This window comes from Serratia sp. NA_13, assembly GCF_052691735.1.
In genome coordinates this window covers 57,965-74,988 of the sequence record NZ_JBQZFV010000010.1, presented here as the reverse complement: position 1 = coordinate 74,988, position 17,024 = coordinate 57,965, and the positions used below count along the sequence as shown (strand labels likewise).

General features: G+C 51.2%; 16 protein-coding genes, 1 tRNA gene and 1 pseudogene. 12 read left to right on the top strand and 6 right to left on the bottom strand.

Going from position 1 to position 17,024, the window contains the following annotated elements:
* The first annotated feature begins 61 nt into the window (after nt 1-61).
* From ACUTSU_RS14880 to lldD, 3 genes are all read left to right on the top strand, one after another.
* Nucleotides 62-982, top strand: a complete 921-nt coding sequence (locus ACUTSU_RS14880) for a LysR family transcriptional regulator (RefSeq protein ID WP_445651955.1) — start codon at nt 62-64, stop codon at nt 980-982.
* 334 nt (nt 983-1,316) lie between these two features.
* Nucleotides 1,317-2,897, top strand: a complete 1,581-nt coding sequence (locus tag ACUTSU_RS14875; RefSeq protein WP_445654340.1) for an L-lactate permease — start codon at nt 1,317-1,319, stop codon at nt 2,895-2,897.
* 23 nt (nt 2,898-2,920) lie between these two features.
* The gene (gene lldD, locus ACUTSU_RS14870; RefSeq protein WP_445651957.1) at nt 2,921-4,063 is read left to right on the top strand and encodes an FMN-dependent L-lactate dehydrogenase LldD; all 1,143 of its coding nucleotides are present in this window, start codon (nt 2,921-2,923) and stop codon (nt 4,061-4,063) included.
* A gap of 64 nt (nt 4,064-4,127) precedes the next feature.
* Here the strand turns inward: lldD and ACUTSU_RS14865 are convergent, their stop codons facing one another.
* A complete protein-coding gene (locus tag ACUTSU_RS14865) occupies nt 4,128-5,078 on the bottom strand; it encodes a LysR family transcriptional regulator (RefSeq protein ID WP_445651958.1) in 951 nt (316 codons plus the stop codon).
* A gap of 140 nt (nt 5,079-5,218) precedes the next feature.
* Between ACUTSU_RS14865 and ACUTSU_RS14860 the strand changes: the two genes are divergently transcribed.
* Nucleotides 5,219-5,608 (top strand): tautomerase family protein, encoded by a 390-nt coding sequence (locus ACUTSU_RS14860; protein ID WP_445654339.1) that lies wholly within the window; start codon nt 5,219-5,221, stop codon nt 5,606-5,608.
* Between the two features lie 45 nt (nt 5,609-5,653).
* On the opposite strand, the gene ACUTSU_RS14855 is transcribed toward ACUTSU_RS14860, so the two are convergent.
* A complete protein-coding gene (locus ACUTSU_RS14855) occupies nt 5,654-7,420 on the bottom strand; it encodes an ABCB family ABC transporter ATP-binding protein/permease (RefSeq protein ID WP_445652026.1) in 1,767 nt (588 codons plus the stop codon).
* A 132-nt stretch (nt 7,421-7,552) separates the two neighbouring features.
* Between ACUTSU_RS14855 and ACUTSU_RS14850 the strand changes: the two genes are divergently transcribed.
* The 4 genes from ACUTSU_RS14850 to cspE all read left to right on the top strand — a co-directional run bounded on the left by ACUTSU_RS14850 (nt 7,553) and on the right by cspE (nt 10,684).
* Nucleotides 7,553-7,927 carry a DUF308 domain-containing protein gene (locus ACUTSU_RS14850; RefSeq protein WP_445654338.1) on the top strand — a complete coding sequence of 125 codons (375 nt, stop codon included), beginning with the start codon at nt 7,553-7,555 and terminating at the stop codon, nt 7,925-7,927.
* A 155-nt stretch (nt 7,928-8,082) separates the two neighbouring features.
* The gene (cbpA, locus tag ACUTSU_RS14845; RefSeq protein WP_445651960.1) at nt 8,083-9,012 is read left to right on the top strand and encodes a curved DNA-binding protein; all 930 of its coding nucleotides are present in this window, start codon (nt 8,083-8,085) and stop codon (nt 9,010-9,012) included.
* A complete protein-coding gene (gene cbpM, locus ACUTSU_RS14840) occupies nt 9,005-9,310 on the top strand; it encodes a chaperone modulator CbpM (protein WP_261123881.1) in 306 nt (101 codons plus the stop codon). The genes cbpA and cbpM overlap by 8 nt, the downstream gene beginning before the upstream one ends.
* A gap of 1,161 nt (nt 9,311-10,471) precedes the next feature.
* Entirely contained in the window at nt 10,472-10,684 is a 213-nt protein-coding gene (gene cspE / locus ACUTSU_RS14835; protein WP_445651961.1) for a transcription antiterminator/RNA stability regulator CspE, read from the top strand.
* A 327-nt stretch (nt 10,685-11,011) separates the two neighbouring features.
* Here the strand turns inward: cspE and ACUTSU_RS14830 are convergent, their stop codons facing one another.
* A complete protein-coding gene (locus tag ACUTSU_RS14830) occupies nt 11,012-12,352 on the bottom strand; it encodes an anaerobic C4-dicarboxylate transporter (RefSeq protein ID WP_135317806.1) in 1,341 nt (446 codons plus the stop codon).
* A gap of 438 nt (nt 12,353-12,790) precedes the next feature.
* On the opposite strand from ACUTSU_RS14830, the gene ACUTSU_RS14825 reads away from it, so the two are divergent.
* Entirely contained in the window at nt 12,791-12,919 is a 129-nt protein-coding gene (locus ACUTSU_RS14825) for a hypothetical protein (RefSeq protein WP_445651963.1), read from the top strand.
* Nucleotides 12,920-12,934: 15 nt separating this feature from the next.
* On the opposite strand, the pseudogene ACUTSU_RS14820 reads toward ACUTSU_RS14825, so the two are convergent.
* Nucleotides 12,935-13,435, bottom strand: a pseudogene (locus ACUTSU_RS14820) (helix-turn-helix domain-containing protein); the annotation flags it as partial.
* Here ACUTSU_RS14820 and ACUTSU_RS14815 point away from each other — a divergent pair.
* The 3 genes from ACUTSU_RS14815 (at nt 13,383) to ACUTSU_RS14805 (ending at nt 16,234) form a co-directional block, all read left to right on the top strand.
* Nucleotides 13,383-14,174 (top strand): oxidoreductase, encoded by a 792-nt coding sequence (locus ACUTSU_RS14815; RefSeq protein WP_445654361.1) that lies wholly within the window; start codon nt 13,383-13,385, stop codon nt 14,172-14,174. The pseudogene ACUTSU_RS14820 and the gene ACUTSU_RS14815 overlap by 53 nt on opposite strands.
* A 207-nt stretch (nt 14,175-14,381) precedes the next feature.
* The gene (locus ACUTSU_RS14810) at nt 14,382-14,996 is read left to right on the top strand and encodes a 2OG-Fe dioxygenase family protein (protein ID WP_445654337.1); all 615 of its coding nucleotides are present in this window, start codon (nt 14,382-14,384) and stop codon (nt 14,994-14,996) included.
* Nucleotides 14,993-16,234 (top strand): cysteine desulfurase-like protein, encoded by a 1,242-nt coding sequence (locus ACUTSU_RS14805; RefSeq protein ID WP_445654336.1) that lies wholly within the window; start codon nt 14,993-14,995, stop codon nt 16,232-16,234. Before ACUTSU_RS14810 ends, ACUTSU_RS14805 begins: the two co-directional genes overlap by 4 nt.
* A gap of 84 nt (nt 16,235-16,318) precedes the next feature.
* Here ACUTSU_RS14805 and ACUTSU_RS14800 read toward each other — a convergent pair whose 3' ends face one another.
* Nucleotides 16,319-16,675 (bottom strand): putative T6SS immunity periplasmic lipoprotein, encoded by a 357-nt coding sequence (locus ACUTSU_RS14800; protein WP_445651966.1) that lies wholly within the window; start codon nt 16,673-16,675, stop codon nt 16,319-16,321.
* 197 nt (nt 16,676-16,872) lie between these two features.
* Nucleotides 16,873-16,946 (bottom strand) — tRNA-Gly (locus ACUTSU_RS14795).
* Nucleotides 16,947-17,024: the final 78 nt, after the last annotated feature.

The window sequence follows — 17,024 nt, the reverse complement described above, 5'->3', positions numbered from 1 at the left end:
GGCTTCCTGAACCTGAGGATTTACACTGGCGGTTACTCCGGGACGAGGAAAAACCCCACCGATGTTACCCACACATGAATATGCCAACGACCTGATCCTGTTCGCCCTGATTGTGGACTGTGGTTCTTTCAGCAAAGCCGCTGAAACCGCCGGTATCACCAGTTCGGTGGTTAGCAAGCGCATCGGTCGCCTGGAAAAGTCCCTCGGCGCACGCCTGCTGTACCGCACCACCCGCAGCCTGACGCTAACCGAAAACGGCCAAAGCCTGTATCGTCAGGCCAAAGAAATCAGCGCAAAAACTCAGGAAGCCTTGAACGTCATCAGTGAAAACAGTGATGAACTGACCGGCATCATCCGCATGTCGGTGCCGACCATTTCAGGGGAATTGTTGTTAAGTGAAAGCGTGGCGGAATTCTGTACCCTTCACCCGAACCTGAAAGTGGAAATGCGGCTGGAAAATCGCTTCGTCGATCTGGTTAATGAAGGGATAGATCTGGCGATCCGCACCGGCACCCTGCCGGATTCCAGCCTGATTGCCCGTCCGATCCTGAACTCTCGCTGGGTGATCGTATGCTCGCCCAGCTATCTGCAACAATATTCTGAGCCGCAAGCAGCAGGCGACCTGCTCAAGCATAACTGCCTGACCTATACCTATCAGGAAAGCGGTACCGACAACTGGTTGATGAAGCAGCCAGGCAGCAACGAGATTTACGAACTGCAGGTCAAGGGCAACCTGTCCGCCAATAATGCCAGGGCGATCCGCAAAGCGGTGCTCGGCGGTTATGGCATTGCCATGGTGCCACGCTGCATGGTGTACAAGGATTTACAAGAAGGTACCATGGTGGAGGTTTTGAGCGGCCACTGCGGCAAGGTATTAGGCGTTTATGCGGTTTACCCTTACACCCGCAATTTGCCGTTAAAGACCCGTTTATTAACCGAACATATCATCACCGCCTACCAAAATATCAGCCACTATTTTTGAAGTGGGTCACATAATTATTCTGCCCGGCTCGTGAGCGAGCCAACGGGATTACCCCACATTTGAATATAATCCATTGATAATTGTTGTGTAATCAATGTGATCTCACACATTCATCACACAATGATTTATTCTATCCATCTGATTTTTAATACAATAAAAACTCCCCCCTTGATAAAGAAAGGTTCCGAAAAGTCGCTATATCGCCCCATCTCTCCATTTTGGAAAATTGCAGAATAGAACATCAGCCAGCGTTGTGATTAGAATGAAAATGTTGCGGTAATTAACCTTTCGGCTACATACCTCCACAAATAACAATAATAACGCTGAGGCTTCTATGTCCCTACTTTTCAGTATTGCGCCCATCGTCCTGCTGATTTGGATGATGACCAAAAAACGCGGTATTCCCTCTTATATCGCGCTTCCCTTAACGGCCGCCGTGGTGTATGGGGTGCAGATGTTTTGGTTCGATAGTCTGCCACTGCTGTTGCACGCCAATATCATCACCGCACTGGTATCGGTTTTCACCCCGATAACCATCATTGCCGGTGCAATCTTGCTCAATAAACTGATGCAAATCAGCGGTGCGGAAAATGTGGTTCGCCGTTGGCTGGAAAATATCAGCCCTAACCCTGTAGCCCAGTTAATGATCATCGGCTGGGCATTTGCCTTTATGATTGAAGGTGCCAGCGGGTTTGGCACCCCAGCCGCCATTGCCGCGCCCATTCTGGTTGGGTTGGGCTTTAACCCCCTGCGCGTAACGCTGCTGACGCTGATCATGAACTCGGTTCCCGTCTCCTTCGGTGCCGTCGGTACCCCTACCTGGTTCGGCTTTGCCAACTTGGGCTTGTCCGACGCCAGCCTGCTGGAAATTGGCCGTCAGACTGCGTTGATCCACTTTGTCGCCGGATTTGTTATCCCATTACTGGCCCTGCGCTTTATCGTTTCCTGGAGTGAAATTCGCCTCAATCTGCCCTTTATTTTACTCAGCGTCTTAAGTTGTACGGTGCCTTATCTGTTGCTGGCCCAGGTTAATTATGAATTCCCGGCTCTGGTGGGCGGTGCCATTGGTCTGATGCTGTCGGTTCTGTTCGCGCGTACCGGCGTTGGCCTGACCCGTTGCGAAGGCAAAACCGATTCCCAACCGGTGGAGTTCATTCAAGTAATAAAAGCAATGACGCCAATTCTGCTGCTGATTGCTATTTTGATAGTGACGCGCATTCACCAGTTGGGGATTAAGGCACTCCTCAATAGCAGCACGCCTTTATGGCAGGGCAAGCTCAGCGGGTTGGGCGAGTTACGCGTCAGCAATGCTCTGATCGTTGAATTGCAGCAGGTGTTAGGCACTTCCGCCGCCGCCAGCTACAAAACGCTGTATGTCCCTGCATTAATTCCTTTTTTATTGGTGGTATTGCTGTGCATTCCCCTGTTCCGACTGAACGGCAGGCAGGTAAAACAAATGTTCGCAGAAACCGGTGGGCGCATAGCCAAACCCTTTATCGCCCTGTTTGGTGCCCTGGTGATGGTCAACCTGATGATGCTGGGCGGCGACAAGGCTCCGGTGATCCTTATTGGCAAGACACTGGCCTCACTTACCGGAGAAAGCTGGCTGCTGTTCTCATCCTTCCTCGGCGCCCTGGGAGCGTTCTTTTCAGGCTCCAATACCGTTTCCAATCTGACATTCGGCGGCATTCAGCATTCGATCGCCCTAAGCAGCGGGCTAAACGTCAACCTGACGCTGGCACTACAGTCCGTTGGCGGTGCCATGGGTAACATGGTATGCCTGAACAATATTATCGCCGTTTGCTCAATCCTCGGGATCGGCAATGCCGAGGGGAAAATTATTAAAAAAACCGTATTACCCTTGCTGGTGTACGGGGGAATCGCCGCAGTGATGGCGCAGATCATGATTCTCTGAGCGTAAAGAAATAAGGTAAAAATATGATTATCTCCGCTTCCACCGATTACCGGGCCGCAGCTCAGGCTAAGCTCCCGCCTTTTCTGTTTCACTATATTGACGGCGGGGCCTACGCGGAACATACGCTGCGGCGCAACACGGAAGACCTGGCGGGCATCGCGCTACGCCAGCGCATACTGCGCAATATGTCCGACCTCAGCCTGGAAACCAGCCTGTTCGGTGAAAAACTGGCGATGCCGGTGATCCTCGGCCCGGTCGGGTTGACCGGTATGTACGCCCGCCGCGGTGAGGTGCAGGCGGCTAAAGCCGCCGCGCAGAAAGGCATCCCTTTTACTCTGTCAACGGTCTCGGTATGCCCGATAGAAGAAGTGGCACCGGCAATCGATCGGCCAATGTGGTTCCAACTGTACGTATTGAAAGACCGGGGTTTTATGCGCAATGCGCTTGAACGCGCCAAAGCCGCCGGGGTGAAAACCCTGGTATTCACCGTCGATATGCCGGTGCCCGGTGCGCGTTACCGCGACGCCCACTCCGGCATGAGTGGCCCCAATGCCGCCGCTCGCCGCATACTACAGGCGGTGACCCATCCGCAGTGGGCCTGGGACGTAGGGCTGTGCGGCAAGCCGCACGATCTGGGTAATGTTTCGGCCTATCGCGGCAAACCTACCAGTCTGGCAGACTATATCGGCTGGCTGGGTGCCAACTTCGATCCCTCAATCTCCTGGAAGGATCTGGACTGGATCCGCGAGTTCTGGCAAGGCCCGATGATCATCAAAGGCATTTTGGATCCCGAAGACGCCAAAGATGCAGTGCGCTTTGGTGCCGACGGTATTGTGGTGTCCAACCATGGTGGCCGCCAGCTGGACGGCGTATTGTCTACCGCTCATGCGCTGCCGGCGATTGCCGAAGCGGTTAAAGGCGAGATTACTCTGCTGGCCGACTCCGGTATTCGCAGCGGGCTGGACGTGGTGCGCATGATTGCTCTGGGTGCCGACGGCGTGCTATTGGGGCGTGCCTTTGCCTATGCGCTGGCCGCCGCCGGGCAGGCCGGCGTCGCCAACCTGCTCGAGCTGATCGATAAAGAAATGCGCGTTGCCATGACGCTGATCGGCGCGAAAACCATTGCAGACATTAACACCGACTCGCTGGTTCAGGGGTTGCGTTAATGACATCCTTCTTATCATTAGCCTTACCATTGCGCCAGCCTTGATGAGTGGTCACGCTGGCAGTTCAGCATCCGGCAGACGAAAAGCCCCCGGCAAAGGCACCGCGCAGATAACGGCTGAATTCTGCCACGACCCGCGAGACCTGCGGCGCATAAGGGCGTACCACATACAGACTGTCAGCAAAGGCATCGACCGGCCGCCAGGCCGGTAATACCTCGATCAATCTGCCGTCCGCCAATGCCTGCTGCGCACTAAAGTCTGGCAACAGGGCAATGCCCAAGCCTTCCGCTGCCGCATCACGTATCGATTCGCTGTTATTGGTGGCAAACGGGCCGCTGACCGGTACCCGAATCTTTTCTGTCTTGCTCTGTGCTGCCTGTTTGGCGACAAAGCTCCAGCTTGGGGGTTCACTGCTGCGGGGATAATAAAGACACTGATGCCGTTGCAGATCGGCCGGTGAAACCGGCATGCCTTGACGCTGCACATAATCCGCCGACGCCACCGCCAGGGTGGCGGTTGGGCAAAGTCGCCAAGCAACATGGGTATCGGGCAGCTGGTCACTGTGGCGGATCGCCAAATCGAACCCTTCGCCGGTTAACGACACCAACCGATCGGACACCTCAAGCTGTACCCGTACCTCTGGGTTGGCACGCAAAAAACCGGTAATGCGCGGCACCAACTGCTGGCGGGCAAATGCCACCGGTGCCGTCACCCGCACCGAGCCACGCAGCGGCCCGGTCGAATCACAAATGCCGGAAAAACTCTGCTTTATCTGCGCGAAAGGCTGGCGCACTTCCTCCACCAACCGCAGCCCGGCATCGGTCAGCCTGACGCTGCGAGTCGTGCGCTGTACCAGAGGCACCCCGGCCAGCATTTCAATCTCTTTGATTTTTTGACTCATCGCCGCTTTGCTGACATCCAGCCGTTCCGCCGCACGGGTAAAACTCCCCTGCTCAGCCAGCACGGTGAGCCAGTGCAAATGGGTCCACAGGGTTTCTACATTTGGGTTTTTCATCGTCGACTGTTCATTTTTGTAAACAATGAGTTCAAGTATAGCGCTTCTTCCCCTGTCGGCGCTTCGCTAAGATAGGTTCTCCAGGGCGAAGATAACTCGCTGCCTCACATCGAGATTAACCCACTGACAGGATTATAAAAATGCCATTACTTATCTTTGAAGTCATTGAGGGCCGCAGCGAAGCCGAACTGAAAACCCTGCTCGATGCCGCCCACCGTGCAGTGCTCAGCGCCTTCGAGGTGCCATCACGTGACCGCTACCAGATTGTTCATGAAAACAAAGCTCATCACATGGTGATTGAAGACACCGGCCTGAACCTGACGCGCACCCGCAATTTGGTGGTGGTACGGGTGATTACCAGCCCGCGGCCCGAGCAGCAGAAACAGCGGTTTTATGCCGAGCTCAGCCGTGAGCTTAAGGAGAGTTGTGGGATTGAAGGCAGTGACCTGATGGTGTCTGTCACCACTAACGACAAAGGTGACTGGAGTTTCGCGAACGGCGTGGCGCAGTATCTGACCGGCGATCTTTAACCGGCCATTCCCCAGGCGTTATCTACCGCCTGGGGTTAAACGCCCTCAGGGCTGCTGTTCGTCGTTATATTGGTTTTGCCACATCGCGGCATAGCGGCCGTTGGCTGCCAGCAGGGCTTCATGCCGACCGCGCTCAACGATTTCACCGGCCTCCAGCACGATAATTTCATCGGCGTCGACCACCGTCGATAAACGGTGCGCAATCACCAGCGTGGTGTGGTCACGGCTCACTTCACGCAAATGCGACTGGATTTCGCGTTCGGTCTGGGTATCCAGTGCGCTGGTCGCTTCGTCAAACACCAAAATCGCCGGGTTTTTCAGGATAGTACGGGCAATCGCCACCCGTTGCTTTTCACCGCCGGACAACTTAAGCCCACGCTCCCCCACCCGGGTCTGGTAGCCGTCGGGCAGGCTGACGATAAACTCATGTATATGCGCCAACCTGGCGGCCCGCTCGATCTCTTCCTGGCTCGAGCCGGTTTTACCGTAGCCAATGTTGTAGCCCAACGTATCGTTAAACAACACAGTGTCTTGCGGCACGATGCCGATCGCCGCGCGCAGGCTGGCTTGTTTCAGGCTGCGGATATCCTGGCCGTCAATCGAGACCGAGCCACCGCTCACGTCATAGAAACGAAACAGCAGCCGGGACAGCGTGGATTTTCCCGCCCCCGAAGCACCGACCACCGCGACCGTGTTACCGGCCGGAATAGTGAAGCTGACGTTTTTCAGGATCGGTCTACGCGCATCATAACCAAAGCTGACCGAGTCGAAACTCACCTCGCCGGCAGTCAGGTGTAACGCCTTCGCATCCGGCCGATCGACGATCTCCTGCTCTTCCTGCAACAAATCGAACATGTTTTCCATATCGATCAGCGCCTGCCTGACTTCGGCATAAATAAAACCAAAGAAATTCAGCGGCTGATAAAGTTGCAGAAGATAGGCATTCACCAATACAAAGTCACCAATCGTCATGCGCCCCTGAACAATACCCTGCGCCGCCATCGCCATCATCACGATCAGTCCGATGGAAATAATGGCAGTTTGCCCGAGGTTCAGGGCGGTAAAACTGAACTGGTTTTTGATGGCGGCATATTCATACAACCGGCGCGACATATTGAAACGCTCGGCCTCGAAGTCTTCGTTACCGAAGTATTTTACCGTCTCATAATTGAGCAGGCTGTCGATAGACTTGGTATTGGCATCGGCATTCGCCTGATTCAGCTCGCGCCGAAAGCGACTGCGCCAACTGACTGCCATCACGGTAAACAGGATATAACAGCCGACCGTCAGCAAAATGGCCAGCGCAAACCAACCGTTTAACAGATGCCACATGATCACCGCGACAAGGGTGATTTCGAACAGGATTGGGAAAATGGAGAACAGCAGCCGCGAAAGCACGGTTGCCACCGCCTGAGTGCCGCGTTCAATCGATAACGACAGCCCACCGGTTTGGCGCTCCAGGTGAAAGCGCAGGCTCAACGCGTGCAACTGTCTGAAAACCCGAAGCCCCAGTAATCGGGTTGCATTCTGGCTGACATGCACAAACATCACGTTGCGTAATTCTTCAAATAACGCCCCGCCGATACGGGCAACGCCATAGGCCAAAATTAATCCTATGGGGATGGCCAGTATTTTGGCGGTTTCGCCACTCAGGGAGTCGATCATCGCTTTGTATGCCAGCGGCACCAGCGTAATACTGACCTTGGAAATCACCATGAAAGCAAAGGCGATAACCAGGTAATAACGCAGTTTGGGGTTATCTTTAGGCCAAAGATAAGGCAGCAGGAATTTCAGCAAACGGGAAGGAGCCATCATCGGATATCTATTATCTCGCTCAGCATAGCGGCATCGGTTTTATCTCTATTCTGGCACGTATGCCATGAAAAACCTTACCTAATCCACCTGGACGGCTCTTTTTGATACGGGAAGAAATACACCGCAGCCATGCATCATCCTCAAGGCGGCCTTTTCTGCCTGTTCAGCCCCTTTGCCTCCGGCGCGACAATCAGTATGGTTGTGGAGATTTTTTTGTTGCTGAGCGGATTCGGGCTGATTTTCGCCATGGTTGCCAACCGACTGCAAAATACCTGGCCGATGATCGGCGGGATTGTGCGGCTGATTGCCGGCTATAAGCTGCGTGAAGTTAAAGGCAGTTGGTTGCAACTGGTGATTGGCGTTTTGGATCTGACGATTGCCTGGCTGCTGCTTAGCGCCGATCCCGCGACGTCGGTGGTGTTGGTCACCACCATTGTCGGCATTGAAATGCTGTTCAGTTCTTTCAGCCTATTCCAGGTTGCCCGACTCTTGAAACGGACGTGATACCGCTGCGGAGCCGCCCGGCTCCGCTTTTAGCTTGCCAAACCACCTGATTACATCGGTACGTCCACGACAAACGACCCGACTAAGAGTAAAGTTTCACCCAATACAGGTTCAACTATCCCCCTGACGAAAGATTGAAGTGAGATGATAACGCTATGGAATTCAAGGACTACTACGCCATTTTAGGGGTTAAGCCAGCGGACGATCTCAAGGCAATCAAAACTGCCTATCGCCGACTGGCGCGAAAGTATCACCCCGACGTCAGCACCGAATCGAATGCCGAAGAACAGTTCAAACAGGTCGCCGAAGCCTATGAAGTGCTAAAAGACGACGAACGCCGCGCCGAATACGATCAACTGCGGGAGCACCGTAACGATCCCAACTTTGGCCGCCAGACACAGCATGGCAGTGCCCATAACGCCGAAGATTTTTCCGATATTTTCTCCTCCATGTTCGGCGAACATGCCCGTGCTCAGCAACATCGTCAGCGGCGTCAGGGCATGCGCGGCCAACATGTTGAAATGGAAGTGGCTATATTCCTGGAAGAAACCCAGGCCGAGCAAACCCGCACTATTCGCTACACCCTGCCGGTGTATAACGCTTTCGGCATAGTGGAGCAGGAAATCCCTAAAACCCTTAATGTGAAAATCCCCGCCGGCGTCGGCGATGGGGAACGCATTCGTCTGAAAGGCCAGGGCGGACCAGGAACTGACGGTGGCGCCAGCGGCGATCTGTATCTGATCATCCGCATTGCTCCGCATCCACTGTTCGACATCGTCGGTCACAATCTGGAAATCGTGCTGCCCGTCGCCCCGTGGGAAGCGGCGCTCGGCGCCAAGGTGCCGGTCCCTACTCTGAAAGACAGTATCCTGTTGACCATTCCTGCCGGTAGCCAAACCGGGCAGCGCTTGCGCATCAAGGGAAAAGGCCTGGTCGGCAAAAAAGAAACCGGGGATTTGTATGCCGTGATCAAGGTTATGATGCCACCGAAGTCGGACGAAAAAAGCGCAGCGCTATGGCAACAGTTGTCAGAAGCCCAGCAGACCTTCGATCCACGCAAAGAGTGGAGTAAGCAAAATGGCTAACGTAACAGTAACTTTCACCATTACCGAGTTTTGCCTGCACACCGGTGTTTCACAGGATGAGCTAACGGAAATTGTCGGGCTGGGTGTGATCCAGCCGCGAGATCCCGCGACTGAAGAGTGGATCTTTGACGATCGCGCTTTAATCACCTTCCATCGTGCAGAGCAGTTGCACCGCGAGCTGGCTCTGGATTGGCCCGGCATTGCGGTTACGCTGACGCTGCTGGAAGAAATTGAGCATTTGCGTAAAGAAAACAGCCAATTGCATCAACGGTTGGCCCGCTTCATCGGCAAGCCCTGATAGGGTTAAAACCAGCCCGTGGCTTCGGCGGCGGGCGATGTCAGGCACTGCCTTTCCCTATTGCCCCAACTATAATTTTTTTTCCTTAATTAATAAAAAATAAGTTTTACCCTGCCCTGGCCGAACCAATTTCGAGCATAATAAATTCCCCTGAGGCTCCAGATTCTGGGCTGAAAATAAGCGTTCCATGATGCTTAATCGATGATTATTATAAATACTGTTAATAAATACATGTCATTAAAAACATGTTATTAAAAACAGTATTGACACCCCTTAAAAAACCAGTAGATTAGTAATCATCAACAGCGCAACAATAGCTAGTTGATAATAGTAGAAGTATTGAAGATTAGTTATTACAGTTATTTTTGCGATAAAGGCCACGAAGCATTTTTGTATGGGCATCGGTATTGAGAAAAGCAAAAATCTCTATTGATGACGCTTTCAGGCCATGTAGTCAGTACCTACAATCGCAGGGTGTGTACCAAAACGCGATGATGTAAGGCTATGTTCTAATTGTTTTTTTGTTTGCGATTCTTCAGTTTTTTGCAACAGATCGCAATAGAGGTGAGGCCACGCATCAAAGAGTCTATATCGCGAGGGGAGATGTACCTGGTTGAGCCATCAATCTTTGAATATCTATTAAGATTGATGATAAACGTAAACTGGTAAATATAGGGGAGGTTTTAGTTCGCCTAATATTATCTGTGATAAACATGTACATTTAATGGTAGTACCTTAGCAGTAAGAAATCAGTAAGTTCATTAATGTTAAATTTGAAGTTGATAGTACCTTAAAAGCCCTGGCAACCATTGTCAGGGCTTTTATCTTTTATGCATCAGCCACATGACGATAAAAAGATGCCCGCCACCCAGCCTGAGCCCTGTCATCATCACTCATGCGGTGCCAAGGCAATATTGACCTGCCAATGACATTAAAAAAATTAATCCTTGCTTAATAAATCAAACCAAGCCTACTATGGCGGCATCGGTTTGGAACACAGACCTTATGAAAGCAGTTTTAGTAAAGCAGTTCTCAGTTCAAGCGTTATCTCTAGATACCCTTCTTCATGAGCCTCCTCCTAAGTGCCCCATAAGTAAAAATCTGCAAAACAGGCCATGTTCGCCACGCTGAGTGGCTCAAAAAAATGAAAAGGATATATCTATGTCTAACAAAATGACTGGTTTAGTAAAATGGTTTAATGCTGACAAAGGCTTCGGCTTTATCACTCCACAAGATGGCAGCAAAGATGTCTTCGTACATTTCTCCGCCATCCAGAGCAACGATTTTAAAACCTTGGATGAAGGTCAGAATGTAGAGTTCTCGATTGAGAACGGCGCTAAAGGCCCATCTGCTGTTAATGTTATCGCGCTTTAATCGCCGATAATCTCGCTAATACTTACGATAGCGATGAAGGCACCAGCCTGAGCAGTTAAGCATTAGTGATAAAAAAACCCGCTTTGAGCGGGTTTTAGGTTGCTGACAAAGCAGGAAAAAGCGTGGTTTTTCCTGCTTTGTGGTGAGCAGCCGAAAATCAATAAATTGATTTTCCTGATTTTTGTTTATCGGCCTCTACTCGCTCTGGGCAGGAATGAGGTTTGTCATCAGTCTGAAACCCGCTTTGAGCGGTTTTTTTGCATTTCACATCTAAGAAAAAGAGTGATTCATCAACAAACAGCATTATCCAGCGTTGCGCCCACCCCGTTACAAGAAGCCGTATGCTGCAGCCAGCACCCAACCCATCACGCAAGATACGGACACTCCGATCAAACCCACCATGATGAAACTGTGGTTGATGACGAACCGCCCGATGTTGGTTGTCCCGGAGCGATCGAACTGAATGGCCGCCAGATCGCTTGGGTAGGTGGGTAATATATAGTAGCCATAGCAGGCGGGGGCAGAGGCCACGATATAGGCCGGATCAACACCGATAGCCAATGCGACAGGGACAATGGCGGCAAGTGCAGCGGCCTGCGAGTTAACAAACTTGGAAACCAGCAGCAAAATGATCGCGTAGGCCCAGGGATACTCTTTCACCAAGGTTCCCAGTACAGACTTTATCTCTTCCAGATGCGCGCCAAACATGGTTTCGGCCATCCAGGCAATACCGTAAACCGCCACTATGGCAATCATTCCTGAACGGAAAACCTCGTTTTTTGAGATATTGGCCGGATTCGTTTTGGTCGCGATAATAATTACTGCACCTGCACACAGCATAAACATCTGGATAACCAATACCATGGAAAGTGGTTTTCCATTAATTAATGGCCGCAGTTCAGAAAAAGCGCCCAATAGCGCAACAATGGCTATGGTTGCCAGAAAAATCCACATGGCTACCCAGTTGCTGGTAGGCAATTTCTTATCCAGTAAGGTTGCCGTGTCGCCATAAACGTATTTATAGTTTTCCGGGTCTGAAATGAAGCTCTGGAACTTTTCATCCTTATCCAGATCCTTACCCCGGAACCAACTGAAGATACCGATAGCAAGAATGCCGCACAGGGTCGAGGGAATAGTAATGGCCAGCAAATCGAGGAACTCGAGGTGTTTACCATTGAAGGTAAAATTACCCAGCATGGCGACCAGCGATACCACAGCGACGGATACCGGGCTGGCTATAATACCCATCTGTGCCCCGATAGAACTGGCTGCCATCGGCCTTTCCGGGCGAATGTTATTTTTGATTGCCACATCATAAATAATCGGCAAAATGGTGTATACCACATGCCCGGTGCCGCAAAGAATGGTCAGGATGCAGGTCACGAAGGGAGCGACAATGGAAACATATTTAGGATTGCGGCGCAGCATACGCTCGGCAATCTGCAGCATCACGTCAAGCCCACCTGATGCCTGCAGCGTCGCCGATGCGGCCACTACGGCAATGATAACCAGCATGACATCCACCGGCGGTTTCCCGGGGGGTAAATGAAAAACGAAAACCAGGATGATTAATCCAATACCGCCGAGCAGCCCCAGTGCAATCCCACCTTTCCTGGCCCCATAAAATAGACAGATCAGTATGACAATAAGCTGAATGGTAAATAACATGCTAACCTCATTATTATTGTTAAGAAGGTTAATAATTAACTTCTTTTCATTTTCATTGAGGGATAGCGATCACATATAGATAGTTTTTTTAGTTAAAAAAAGACCAGATAATCAAGTGAAAACCAGTTTGTTTAAATACGGTTATTTTTATGTTTTTTTTGTAAAAAAATAGAAATTAATTGCCATCATTCTCGGTAAATAAATATAGCTATAAATATCCCTTAAGACTGCCGACGAGACATCACCCAAGGATGAAAGCCGTAGAAGTCCCCTCAGTTCGATATCAGACTGCCGTTCCTCCTCCTTCATAAGACCATTCAACATAGCCATGCAAAATTAGGATTTTTACCCAAAAAACAGTTTTAAATTCAATAACATTAGGACTCATCTTAAAATAAAACCAACGTGTTTATGGATATGGGCGTCCAGGAAAACAGGATGAAAAGCAAGGATCGCAAACCCGATTACCAGGTTAAATATGGCGAAGAATGGAGACCGGGAAAAACCTCCAAATGGTTTTGGATCCTGATGATCGCCATCATCGGTGCTCTGGTCGCCATTTCTTAAAACGCAGGATCCCGGTCAATGAGAAGAAATAAAATCAGAAGGGGTCACTGGCGCAGGTAGCGAAAAGTTGTGCCTCATACGTTCAACTTCATTAAGCGGTGTTAGCCCGAACAGGCGTTTAAACTCACGACTAAACTGAGAAACACTTTCATACCCCACGCGCACGCAGGCTGCTGAAGCGGAGAGATTATTTCGCAGCATCAGTAATCTGGCCTGATGTAGTCGCGTAGACTTCAAATATTGCATCGGGGACATATTGGTCACCGTTTTGAAATGGCTATGGAATGTTGGCAGACTCATTCCCGCCTCTTTCGCCAGCGCATTCACATCCAGATGAGAATCATATTCGGCATGCAATTTTCGCAACGCTTTCGCCACTTTGCCAAACTGCCCCTGGGTGGTCAGCGCATTTCGCAACATCTGCCCCTGCGCCCCGGTCATTACGCGATAATAAATTTCCCGCATCATCGCCGGCCCCAATATCTCGGCATCCAGCGGTGAAGCCATTACCTGCAGAGAAGCGCTGAAAGCAGGTCACCGCGTGGTAGAAACATTACGCAACCAGCAGGCCAAAGATGAATTCGAAGCCCTGGCACCGGACCGCAGCTTTGGCCACATTCTCGATGTCACCCATTTCGCTGCGATTGCCCCGCTGGTCAATGCCGTAGAACAGGAACTGGGGGCCGTTGACGTACTGGTCAATAATGCCGGTTATTGCCACGAAGGAACTATGGAGGAGTCGCCGTTAACTGATGCTATCCACCAGTTTGAGGTCAACGTGTTTGGTGCGGTAGCCGTAATTAAAGCCTTCCTGCCTTATTTTCGGGCGCGTCGGGCCGGCCATATTCTCAATGTGACCTCCATGGGCGGCTTCATTACCCTGCCGGGGATCAGCTACTATTGCGGCAGCAAATTTGCCTTGCAGGGTATTTCCGAAACGCTGACCAAAGAGCTAAAGCCCTTTAATATTGCAGTCACCGCCATCCAGCCCGGAGCTTTCCGAACCGACTGGGCAGGACGTTCGATGGTACGATCAGCACGTAGCATCAGTGATTACGATCAGAGCTTCGGGCCAATCCGTGAAACACGCGAAAAACGCAGCGGCCATCAACCGGGCGATCCGATTAAGGCTGCCAAAGCCATCCTGCAACTCATCAATACCCCTGAGCCCCCGGCATTTCTGCTGCTGGGCAGCGATGCCCTCATGTATGTCAGAGAAAAACTGCAGCAAATGAACAGCGATATCGATGCCTGAGAAACTGTCAGCCGTTCAACCGACGGTTAATACTGCCTGCGTTCATTCTTGTTTACAGCAACATATAGCTTGAAGGTAGTCGGCACTGGCTAAAAATTGCGTTGGCAATAGTGTCGACTACAATTCAATCGAAATACCTCCCTACAAAGTCAGTCTTGATTCATATTTGAGGTGATTATGTTACATAAACACGAAAATGTAATAAGTATGACTGCACTTAGCCACCAGGCCACCCAACAATTAATGCCGTCGTTTTCCGGATTACCCCATACACAACACGCCGACGGGAAGTACCGCTTACGCCGCTATTCGGTCGTCAAACATCTCGATGGTCATGTGGTTGAGATTGGTCCGCGTAATTTCGTTCAGTCGGATGAAATCAACCACTTTCAGGGCAATGTGGTTCGCCATTTCGAGCCGATTGACGTAGCCGTATTGCAAAGCGCTGGCATGGAAGAAATGTGCAATCTGTTTGCTGAAAGCAATGATTTACCTGAAGGAACGGAAATAGAAATCCACCAGATGCGCGTTGTCGCTATTGATCATGAAACGCAGGTGGCGCCGGAAGGGATCCATCAGGATGGTTTTGACCATATCGCGATGATTGGTATCCATCGGCAGAATATTGTCGGCGGCGAGATCATGCTATATGCCGATAATCACCAGCCCCCGTTCTTTAAAAAAGTGTTGGCGGACGGTGAGGCCGTTTTGCTGGCGGACAGTAAGCTATGGCATAACGCCACGCCGATCAGCGCCGTTGTCCCAGAACAAGAGGGGCATCTTGATCTGTTTGTTCTGACCGCACAGGGGAAAAAAGCATGACATTTACTCCCGAACTCGTCCGGGTTCAGTTTAGTGCACTAGCCCAACGCTATGATGATAAACCCGTTATCTTTTTCGATGGGCCTGGCGGTTCCCAAGTTTCGCAAGGCGTGCTGGAGAAAATGACTCACTACTTGGGGAAATATAACGCCAATCTGGGCGGTCATTATTTTTCCAGCCATAAAACAACCGAGGTGATGAATAATGCAAGGGAATCGGTGCGCGCCTTCTTGAATGCACCCTCGCCCGACAATATCGTTTTTGGCATGAACATGACCTCGCTGACGTTCCACCTCAGCCGCATCATTAGCCGTGATTGGCAAGCCGGAGACGAGATCATCGTTACCGAGCTGGATCACTACGCCAATGTCTCCAGCTGGCAGCAGGCGGCAAATGACAAACAGGTCACAGTGCATCAAATCCCCCTGCAACAATCGGATTGTTCTTTGGATACCGCCCGGCTGTGCGAAAAAATCACCGCTAAAACGCGCCTGGTCGCGGTCAGCTATGCATCTAATGTCACCGGCAGCATTGTCGATATTAAAGCTATCACCGAAGCCGCCCACCGGGTCGGCGCACAGGTTTATGTCGACGCAGTGCATTATGCTCCGCATAACCTGATCGATGTGCAGGCGCTGGGTTGCGACTTTCTGGTGTGTTCTGCCTATAAGTTCTTTGGCCCGCATCTCGGCATGGCCTATATCGCGCCGCAATGGCTGCAACGGCTGCAACCCTATAAAGTCGAGCCGGCCACCGACATCGGCCCAGGCCGTTTTGAGACCGGCACCCAAAGTTTCGAAGGGTTGGCCGGCGTAACGGCAGCCATTGACTACCTGGCGCAATGGGGTACGCCAGGCGCTCCTTTAAGGCAGCGTTTGCAGGAAAGTTTTGCCGACTATCACCGCCATGAAGAGAACCTGTGCAGATACTTCCTGCAAGGCCTGCAGAACGTCGACGGAGTGCAGCTTTACGGTACCTCGCAGGCAGACATTCACCGTCGCACGCCGACCTTTGCTCTGACCTTTATCGGCCATGCGCCTGAGGAAATTGCCCGTCGACTTGGCCGGCACAATATCTGCGCTGGCAGCGGACACTTCTATGCATTGGGGTTAATCCGGCGGTTGAACCTGCAGGACAGCGGCGGCGTGTTGCGCATCGGGATGATGCATTACAATACTCAGCAGGAAATTGACATGCTGTTTGAGGTGCTCGCCAGCGAACGCTTGCTCCATGCGTAAAGTTTATAGGAGGGGACGCCAAGTCGTGAGGACAGATATTGTCTATGGAATCGGAGTCACTCCATGACAGGGGCGCAATGCCCCTTATTCTTTGGGATAAGAAAATTCAGCAGTGACTAAATGTGACTCTAATTTCTTAGATTGAACATCGTACGCGAAGGTATACCGCCCTCCAGATGTAAACTTAAATCCGAACACAGGAAGACACTCCCCCTTCGGTACATAAACAGGCTTGTCATCAAAAATCTTGTGAAGAGAGTCGTTTTTATCGCTGTTGATTTGAATAGCAGTGATCCGTTCCTGTGGCTCCAGTGGCGACACCACACAAACATGATTGTCTTTGATAAATGCCGTTGTAGATTCTCGATCTACCATTTGGTCACCTGGCCCAGGGCATCCCGTTAAGAGGAATACGACAGCCAGCAACATTCTATTTTTCATGATTAACGCCCCTTCCCTGTTACGATTTTCTGGAGACGCAGGAACGACCGCCAACGGTTTAATATGCTCGCAGATCAACTACACACCAAACAGTGACAGTTACGGATGTCGTTCAATGGGGCTGAAAGCATTGTAGGTGAGAAATCACCTTTGCTTGAAGCGCTTATAAATCAAAAAGTTGATTTATAAGGAGATTTTGGAGCGGGTGAAGGGAATCGAACCCTCGTATGCAGCTTGGGAAGCTGCCGTTCTACCATTGAACTACACCCGCATCGGTGTGCGACTGCCATTATAACCGGTTATCCCTGTCGGGCAAGCGGAGATAACGCGTAACTGCTGGTGTTTTAAG

Bases quoted from the DNA above. Each gene is read 5' to 3' on its own strand.
- ACUTSU_RS14855 (WP_445652026.1), bottom strand. From the start codon at position 7,420: ATGGCTCCTTCCCGTTTGCTGAAATTCCTGCTGCCTTATCTTTGGCCT.
- ACUTSU_RS14850 (WP_445654338.1), top strand. From the start codon at position 7,553: ATGCATCATCCTCAAGGCGGCCTTTTCTGCCTGTTCAGCCCCTTTGCC.
- ACUTSU_RS14810 (WP_445654337.1), top strand. From the start codon at position 14,382: ATGACTGCACTTAGCCACCAGGCCACCCAACAATTAATGCCGTCGTTT.
- cspE (WP_445651961.1), top strand. From the start codon at position 10,472: ATGTCTAACAAAATGACTGGTTTAGTAAAATGGTTTAATGCTGACAAA.
- cbpM (WP_261123881.1), top strand. From the start codon at position 9,005: ATGGCTAACGTAACAGTAACTTTCACCATTACCGAGTTTTGCCTGCAC.
- ACUTSU_RS14880 (WP_445651955.1), top strand. From the start codon at position 62: ATGTTACCCACACATGAATATGCCAACGACCTGATCCTGTTCGCCCTG.
- ACUTSU_RS14875 (WP_445654340.1), top strand. From the start codon at position 1,317: ATGTCCCTACTTTTCAGTATTGCGCCCATCGTCCTGCTGATTTGGATG.
- cbpA (WP_445651960.1), top strand. From the start codon at position 8,083: ATGGAATTCAAGGACTACTACGCCATTTTAGGGGTTAAGCCAGCGGAC.
- ACUTSU_RS14825 (WP_445651963.1), top strand. From the start codon at position 12,791: ATGAAAAGCAAGGATCGCAAACCCGATTACCAGGTTAAATATGGCGAA.
- ACUTSU_RS14860 (WP_445654339.1), top strand. From the start codon at position 5,219: ATGCCATTACTTATCTTTGAAGTCATTGAGGGCCGCAGCGAAGCCGAA.
- ACUTSU_RS14865 (WP_445651958.1), bottom strand. From the start codon at position 5,078: ATGAAAAACCCAAATGTAGAAACCCTGTGGACCCATTTGCACTGGCTC.
- ACUTSU_RS14830 (WP_135317806.1), bottom strand. From the start codon at position 12,352: ATGTTATTTACCATTCAGCTTATTGTCATACTGATCTGTCTATTTTAT.
- ACUTSU_RS14805 (WP_445654336.1), top strand. From the start codon at position 14,993: ATGACATTTACTCCCGAACTCGTCCGGGTTCAGTTTAGTGCACTAGCC.
- lldD (WP_445651957.1), top strand. From the start codon at position 2,921: ATGATTATCTCCGCTTCCACCGATTACCGGGCCGCAGCTCAGGCTAAG.
- ACUTSU_RS14800 (WP_445651966.1), bottom strand. From the start codon at position 16,675: ATGAAAAATAGAATGTTGCTGGCTGTCGTATTCCTCTTAACGGGATGC.